General features: G+C 64.0%; 6 protein-coding genes. 4 read left to right on the top strand and 2 right to left on the bottom strand.

What is annotated here, in order from left to right:
• Both hrpB and NKH57_RS32995 read right to left on the bottom strand, forming a co-directional pair.
• A partial coding sequence (gene hrpB, locus NKH57_RS33000) for an ATP-dependent helicase HrpB (RefSeq protein WP_352950514.1) occupies positions 1 to 1,634 on the bottom strand: 1,634 nt, incomplete at its 3' end.
• 47 nt (positions 1,635 to 1,681) lie between these two features.
• A complete protein-coding gene (locus NKH57_RS32995; RefSeq protein WP_352485776.1) occupies positions 1,682 to 2,572 on the bottom strand; it encodes a DMT family transporter in 891 nt (296 codons plus the stop codon).
• A gap of 28 nt (positions 2,573 to 2,600) precedes the next feature.
• Between NKH57_RS32995 and NKH57_RS32990 the strand changes: the two genes are divergently transcribed.
• The 4 genes from NKH57_RS32990 (at position 2,601) to NKH57_RS32975 (ending at position 7,015) form a co-directional block, all read left to right on the top strand.
• Positions 2,601 to 3,290 (top strand): PIG-L deacetylase family protein, encoded by a 690-nt coding sequence (locus tag NKH57_RS32990; protein WP_352950511.1) that lies wholly within the window; start codon positions 2,601 to 2,603, stop codon positions 3,288 to 3,290.
• A gap of 275 nt (positions 3,291 to 3,565) precedes the next feature.
• The gene (locus NKH57_RS32985) at positions 3,566 to 4,897 is read left to right on the top strand and encodes an ABC transporter substrate-binding protein (protein ID WP_023761529.1); all 1,332 of its coding nucleotides are present in this window, start codon (positions 3,566 to 3,568) and stop codon (positions 4,895 to 4,897) included.
• A gap of 223 nt (positions 4,898 to 5,120) precedes the next feature.
• Positions 5,121 to 6,068 (top strand): carbohydrate ABC transporter permease, encoded by a 948-nt coding sequence (locus tag NKH57_RS32980; protein ID WP_032907930.1) that lies wholly within the window; start codon positions 5,121 to 5,123, stop codon positions 6,066 to 6,068.
• On the top strand, positions 6,065 to 7,015 hold the full coding sequence (locus NKH57_RS32975) for a carbohydrate ABC transporter permease (RefSeq protein WP_023761527.1): 951 nt from the start codon (positions 6,065 to 6,067) through the stop codon (positions 7,013 to 7,015). Before NKH57_RS32980 ends, NKH57_RS32975 begins: the two co-directional genes overlap by 4 nt.
• The last annotated feature ends 266 nt before the right edge of the window (positions 7,016 to 7,281 follow it).

Below are 7,281 nucleotides of genomic sequence, written 5' to 3'. Positions count from 1 at the left end.
CGGGCCCCGCCCCCCCCCCCCCCGGGGGGGGGGGGGGCGCCCCCCGCCGCGGCGGGGGGGGGGCGCGGGGCGGGCACGCCATCGGCGCCCCCACCCCGTCTCCCTCGCGTCGCTGCGCTCTGCTCGCTCGCCGACCCTCCCCTTGAGGGGGAGGGTGAAGATGCCTGTCTCGCCAGCCGCTCGGCGAGCTGCCGCGCGGCGGTGGCACGCGACGTTCGTTCCGAACGAAAGCGCATCAGTCGCCGTTCCAGGTCGGCGCCATCACCGCCAAGGCCGCGTTCGGTGAGCAGCACGGCAAGCGTGGCCGCCTCGTCGGCATGGCCGCTTCTCGCTGCCTCGGCGACCATATGCGCCAGCCGCACGGGCAGAGCGAGCTTGCGCATCGCCGTGCCCGCTTCCGTCAGGCGGCCTGCCTCGTCCATGGCATCCAGCGCGCGCAGCAGCGCCCGGGCCTCGTTGAGCGCCGGCGCCGGCGGCGGATCGAGAAAGGCGAGCTTTGTCGGATCGGCGACGCCGAAGGCGGCGCAGTCGAGCAACAGGCCGGACAGGTCCGCCTCGAGGATTTCGGGTGGCGTGAAGGCGGCGAGTGCTGCCGTCTGCTCGGCCCGCCACAGCCGGACGGCGACGCCAGCTTGCGTGCGCCCGGCACGGCCGGCGCGCTGGTCGGCGGAAGCCTTGCTGACGCGCACGGTCTCCAGCCGGGTGAGGCCACTGGCCGGCTCGTAGCGCGGGAGCCGCGACAGGCCGGAATCGATGACGACCCGCACGCCGTCGATGGTGATCGAGGTTTCGGCAATCGACGTCGCCAGCACCACCTTGCGGCGGCCTGGAGGCGCCGGCTTGATCGCCGCGTCCTGCGCCTTGCCGTCGAGCATGCCGTAGAGCGGCACGATGTCGGTATCGGCACTGATCCTGCCGGCCAGCCGCTCGGCGGTGCGTTCGATCTCGCGCTGGCCAGGCAGGAAGGCAAGCACGCTGCCGCTCTCATCGGCAAGGGCGGCGCGGATCGCCTTGGCCATGGCATCCTCGATGGTGGTGCCAGCGGCGCGCTCGTCATGGCGGATGTCGACAGGAAAGGCGCGACCCTCGCTTTGGATCACCGGGGCGTCCGACAGAAGTTTGGCGACGCGCGCGCCGTCGAGCGTCGCCGACATCACCAGCAGCCGCAGATCCGGCCGCAGCGCACCCTGCACGTCGAGCGCCAACGCAAGACCGAAATCGCCGTCGAGCGAACGCTCGTGGAATTCGTCGAAAATGACAGCCGAGACGCCGGGCAGTTCGGGATCATCGAGGATCATGCGCGCGAGCACGCCCTCGGTGACCACCAGTATCCTGGTCTTTGCCGAGGTGCGGTTCTCCATGCGCATTGCGTAGCCGACGGTGGCGCCGGGCTCCTCGCCCAATAATTCGGCCATGCGGCGGGCGGCGGCGCGGGCGGCGAGCCGGCGCGGTTCGAGCAGAACGATCTTGCCGGCGCCCAGCCAGGACGCGTCGAGCAGCGCCAGCGGCACCAGCGTCGTCTTGCCGGCGCCGGGCGGCGCCACCAGCACGGCGCTGTTGCCATGGCCGAGCGCCTCGTGCAGCGCCGGCAGCACGGCGGAAACAGGAAGCTCGGGCAAGGGCTTTGTCGTCATCGCGTCCGCATATCAGCGCTGACGGTCGCCGTGCAACCGGTGCCGGCTCAGAGCCGGGTGCGGGAAAACGGGTTCCAGCGCACGGTACCCAGCCGCGCTTCCTCGCGCACCATGGTCAGCAGGCCGGCTCCACCGACGACCGCCAGGCCGACCAGCGTCAGCCCGTCGGGGTATTCCTGGAAGAACGACGCGCCAAGGATCACCGCCCAGACGATCTGCGAGTAATGCGTCGGCGCGACGCGGTTGGCGGGTGCGTATTTCATGGCCAGAAGCTGCAGGAATTGTCCGCCTGCCGTGAAGGCGCCGGCCATCACCAGCCACACCAGCTGCTTTCCGTCGGGAACGGTGAACGTGGTGGCCGCGGCGCCGATGCCGTTGAACGCCAGGCCGTAGCCGACCAGCACGCCCAGCATCGTCGTGCGCTTTTCCTGCTGCGCCAGCGAGCGCATCAGGATGACGCTGGTGGCGGCGAGGAAGGCGACGCCGAAGGCGGCAAGGTGGCCAAGGTTAAGCTCCCGAAACCCCGGCCGCACTACCAGCATGACGCCGGCAAAGCCGGCGACCACTGCCAGCCAGCGCCACGGGCCAACCTTCTCCCCGAGAATCGCCACGGAGAGAATGGTGACGCAGAGCGGCGCCAGGAAGATCAGCGCGTAGCACTCCGCCAGCGGAATGGTTGTGAAGGCATAGACGCTAAGCACGCCGGAAGCGATTCCCGCCCACGCACGCGACTGCACCGCCCAAGGCCGTCTTGTGCGCCAGAAATCACGCCAGCGTTCGTCCGCTGGGCGCGTGAAAAAGAGGAAGAAACCTGCAAACAGGGTTATGAAAAATCCGATCTCGAAGACCGTCAGCTGTCCGCCCAAGCTTTTGACAACGGCATCGCTGCCCGAATAGCTTGCATAGGCAATCAGGGCGAGCAGGATTCCGTTCGGCACGTTTTTCCATTTCCGGGGAGAGAGTGGTTTGAAAATACTGGCGCTCGGTGCGCATCCGGACGACATCGAGATCTTCATGTTCGGTACGATGGCCGCCTACGCCGCGCAAGGCGCAGAACTCACTTTTGCCATAGCCACGGATGGTGCCAGGGGCGGCACGAGCGGTCCCGCAATTCTCGCTCGCGTTCGTCGTGCAGAAGCGACGGCCGCGGCCGCGCTGCTCGGGGCGACGCTGCGCTTCCTCGACTTTCCCGACGGCGAACTGGTGGCCGATGCGGCGTTGATCGGTGCGCTGAAAATGCTGATCGGCGAGACCGGGCCGGATCTGGCGATCACGCATGCGCCCAACGACTATCACGCCGACCATCGCGCGCTTTCCGACGGCGTGCGCATCGCGGCGTCGTTCACGGTCCCGGTGCTGCATGCCGACACGATGGGCGGTACCGGTTTTTCGCCGACGCATTATGTCGACATTTCCGCGCATGCCGCTCTCAAGGTCAAGGCGATCCGGGCACATCGATCACAGGATCCGGAGCGCTTCGTCTATGCCATCCGAACGCAGAATCTCTTCCGTTCCGGTCAGTGCAACGGTGCGCAAGGTTCGTTGGCCGAGGCCTTCCGCTTCGAGCCGTTGTTCCCCTTCGCCGACATCCGCGAACTGCTGCCGCCGGCGCCACCGATCCGGTCGGTCATGGTGAGCACCAAGCGGGTCGACTGATAGGCGAGGCGCCGCTCCGTCCTGATCCGAATCGGCTGCAGGGCTTCGAACGCCCGACGAGCGAGCAGCACTTTTTCCAACGTTTTCAGACACCGCCCCCGGCATGTTGCGGCGCAGCAACGAATTCGCTTGCCTTGTTTAGTAAAAATTGCATCACTAAACAAATTACTAAACATCTGCCGCGCTGCCGCGCCGCCATGTTTGGGCCCCTGAGGAGAGGGGTTGAGGGCTTTTGAAACCGTCATCCGGACGCGTTTCGCAAATGGGAGGAAGGCATGAAATCGAGATTGAAACTGGCGTTGGGACTCACCTCGGCGATTACAGCGTCGACAGCCGTCTCGAACGTCGCGCACGCTGAAGACCTGACGCTGTGCTGGGCCGCCTGGGATCCGGCAAACGCGCTTGTCGAACTGTCCAAGGATTTTACCAAGGAAACCGGCATCGGCATGAAATTCGAATTCGTGCCGTGGACCAACTATGCCGACCGGTTCCTCAACGAGCTGAATTCGCATGGCAAGCTGTGCGACCTGATCATCGGCGACAGCCAGTGGATCGGCGGCGCCGCCGAGAACGGCCACTACGTCAAGCTGAACGACTTCTTCGACAAGGAGAAGATCAGCATGGACGACTTCGTGCCGGCAACCGTCGTCGGCTATTCGGAATGGCCCAAGAACACGCCGAACTACTGGGCGCTGCCGGCCATGGGCGACGTCGTCGGCTGGACCTATCGCAAGGACTGGTTCTCCAAGCCGGAACTGCAGAAGGAATTCAAGGAGAAGTATGGCTGGGATCTCGGCCCGCCGACCACCTTCGACCAGCTGAAGCAGGTCGCCGAATTCTTCCAGAAGCGTGAGATCGACGGCAAGACCGTCTACGGCGCCTCGATCTATACCGAGCGCGGCTCTGAAGGCATCACCATGGGCGCCATGGATGTACTCTACAGCCATGGCTTCCAATACGAGAACCCCAAGAAACCCTACGAGATGGAAGGCTTCGTCAACTCCGACAAGTCGGTGAAGGGGTTGGAGTTCTACAAGGCGCTCTATGATTGCTGCACGCCGCCAGGCGCCTCGAACAGCTACATGGGCGAAGGTGTCGATGCCTTCAAATCGGGCCAGGTGGCGATGCATATGAATTTCGCCTTCACATGGCCCGGCCTGCAGAAGGACGAGAATGTCGGCGGCGACAAGATCGGCTACTTCGTCAACCCGAAGGGTCCCGACGGCGAGCAGTTCGCCCAACTCGGTGGCCAGGGCATCTCGGTGGTGTCCTATTCCGACAAGCAGGAAGCGGCGCTGAAATACATCAAGTGGTTCGCCAACAAGGACGTGCAGGCCAAGTGGTGGTCGCTCGGCGGCTATTCCTGCCTCAACGCAGTGGTCAAGGATCCGGCCTTCCCGGCCAGCCAGCCCTACGCACAGACCTTCCTCGACTCGATGGCCATCGTGAAGGACTTCTGGGCGGAGCCCAGCTACGCACCGCTGCTGCAGGCCTCGCAGAAGCGCTTCCACGACTATGTCGTCGCCGGCCAGGGATCGGCCAAGGACGCACTCGACGGTCTCGTCAAAGACTGGACGCAGGTCTTCCAGGACGATGGCAAGATGTAATCGGCTCCTCCCGAGCTAGGCCCCTGGAGGCGGATGATTTTCAGGTCGAATCGACCAGAAATCATCCGCCTCCAGGGATAAAAAAGAGAGACCATGATGTCGTCCGAAAACCGCTGCACACTTTTCAGCATCATGCTCTTGGTCCCGTGCCGCCCTTGGCACGGGACGCGGTTCAGATAAATTCCATGACAGAGACGACCAAGTGACCGAAGCAGGACTGACCATGCTCAATCGGACCGCGGAGAACGTTGCCCGGGCGACCCCGGAACCGTTGGCCCGCAAGGTCCGGGGCATCAGCGACAAGGGCCTCGCCTGGCTGTTCATCTCGCCGACGATCCTGTTGCTGCTCGCCATCAACATCTTCCCGCTGTTCTGGGCGATCTACCTGTCGTTTACCAACTACCGGGCCAACCGCCCGAACGAAGTGGTGAAGAACCTCGGCTTTGCCAACTACCAGCGCATCCTCGGCGACAAGGATATCTGGCTCGCCATGCAGACCACGGCGCATTTCGTGTTCTGGACAATCCTGTTGCAGACGCTGATCGGCTTCACGCTGGCCTGGCTGATCGACCGGAAATTCCGCGGCCATGCCTTCTGGACGACGCTGATCCTGGTGCCGATGATGCTGTCGCCGGCGGTGGTCGGCAATTTCTGGCGCTTCCTTTACGAGCCGCAGATCGGCTTGTTCGCCTATGCCATCTCGTTCGTCACGAGGATCCCGCCAACGGATATCCAGATGCTCTCCAACGTGTCGCTGGCGCCGTGGTCGATCATCATCGTCGACACCTGGATGTGGACGCCCTATGTGATGCTGATCTGCCTCGCGGGCTTACGCTCCATCCCCGAATACATCTATGAGGCGGCCGAGGTCGACCGCGCCTCAAACTGGCGGCAGTTCTGGTCGATCACGCTGCCGATGGCGCTGCCCTTCATCATGCTGGCGGTGCTGTTTCGCGGCATCGAGAACTTCAAGATGTTCGACATGGTCAACCTGTTGACCGGAGGCGGGCCGGGCTCAACCACCGAAGTCGCCTCGATCACTCTGAAGCGGCAGGCCTTCGAGAGCTGGCGTACGGGCTATTCCTCGGCTTTCGCCATCATCCTGTTCGTCGCGGTGTTCGGGCTGGCCAACATCTACGTCAAGGCGCTCAACAAGGTGAAGCAGAGATGAGCCTGACCACAGCCCACTCGGTCGTCGCACCCTCGGTCAACTCGAAGCGCATCGCCGGCGCGATCATCATTGCCTATGCTTTGATCTCAATCGTGCCGCTGCTGTGGATATTCGCCACCAGCTTCAAGACGCCGCCGGATTCGATCGCCTATCCGCCGAAGATCCTGTTCCAGCCTAGCCTAGAAGGCTACTGCAACCTGTTCACGACGCGGACCCGACAGACGCCCGAATACATCAACTCGCTGGGTCCGGCGACCGGCTTCTGCGACGAGACCACGCGCAAGCGCAACATGGTCATCGCGGGCCCGTCCAACTTCCTGCCGCGCTTCGTCAATTCACTGATCATCGCCTTCGGCTCGACCTTCTGCGCCGTGTTCCTCGGCACGCTGTCGGCCTATGGCTTCTCGCGCTTCAAGGTGCCGCTCGCCGACGACCTTTTGTTCTTCATCCTGTCGACCCGCTTCATGCCACCGATCGCCGTCGCCATTCCGATCTACCTGATGTACCGCGAGCTTGGCCTGTCGGACACCGCTCTCGGCATGATCCTGCTCTACACGGCGGTCAACGTGTCGCTGGCTGTATGGCTGCTGAAAGGCTTCATCGACGAGATCCCGCGCGAATATGAGGAAGCGGCGATGATCGACGGCTATACGCGGCTGCAGGCGTTCTGGCGCACCGTGCTGCCGCAGGCGACGACCGGCATCGCCGCGACCGCCATCTTCTGCCTGATCTTCGCCTGGAACGAATATGCCTTCGCAGCGCTCCTGACCTCCGGCACGGCGCAGACCGCGCCGCCCTTCATCCCGACCATCATCGGCGAAGGCGGCCAGGACTGGCCTGCCGTGGCGGCCGGCACGACGATCTTCCTGGTGCCGATCCTGGTCTTCACAATCCTGCTTCGCAAACAATTGCTGCGCGGCATCACTTTCGGCGCGGTGCGCAAATGATTGATGTGGGAATAAGAGACCGCCGGTGTCACCGTTTCCCTTCTCCTCGTTTACGGCTACGGGATCGACACATTTGCGAACGCTTAGCATTTAGCGATAGCGCGCATGGCAAGCGGGCACATGTATCGTCTGGCGCCGCGCCAGGTCGACCCCCACTCCCTCGCGCTTAGCTCGACACCACTCCCCCCCACGACCGGGTACAGGCAGGGCCCCCACCTAAATAAACCCGGCTCCCATCCAAACCCGCCCGCGGGGGGTGAGGTGGG

The sequence above is a fragment of the Mesorhizobium sp. M1050 genome, assembly GCF_040318715.1.
GTDB lineage: Bacteria > Pseudomonadota > Alphaproteobacteria > Rhizobiales > Rhizobiaceae > Mesorhizobium.
The sequence above is the reverse complement of the archived record's forward strand: the minus strand, read 5'-3'. Positions and strand labels throughout refer to the sequence as shown.

What these genes read in the sequence shown, in the direction of transcription:
- NKH57_RS32975 (WP_023761527.1), top strand. Translation starts at nt 6,065, where the DNA reads ATGAGCCTGACCACAGCCCACTCGGTCGTCGCACCCTCGGTCAACTCG.
- NKH57_RS32980 (WP_032907930.1), top strand. Translation starts at nt 5,121, where the DNA reads ATGCTCAATCGGACCGCGGAGAACGTTGCCCGGGCGACCCCGGAACCG.
- NKH57_RS32985 (WP_023761529.1), top strand. Translation starts at nt 3,566, where the DNA reads ATGAAATCGAGATTGAAACTGGCGTTGGGACTCACCTCGGCGATTACA.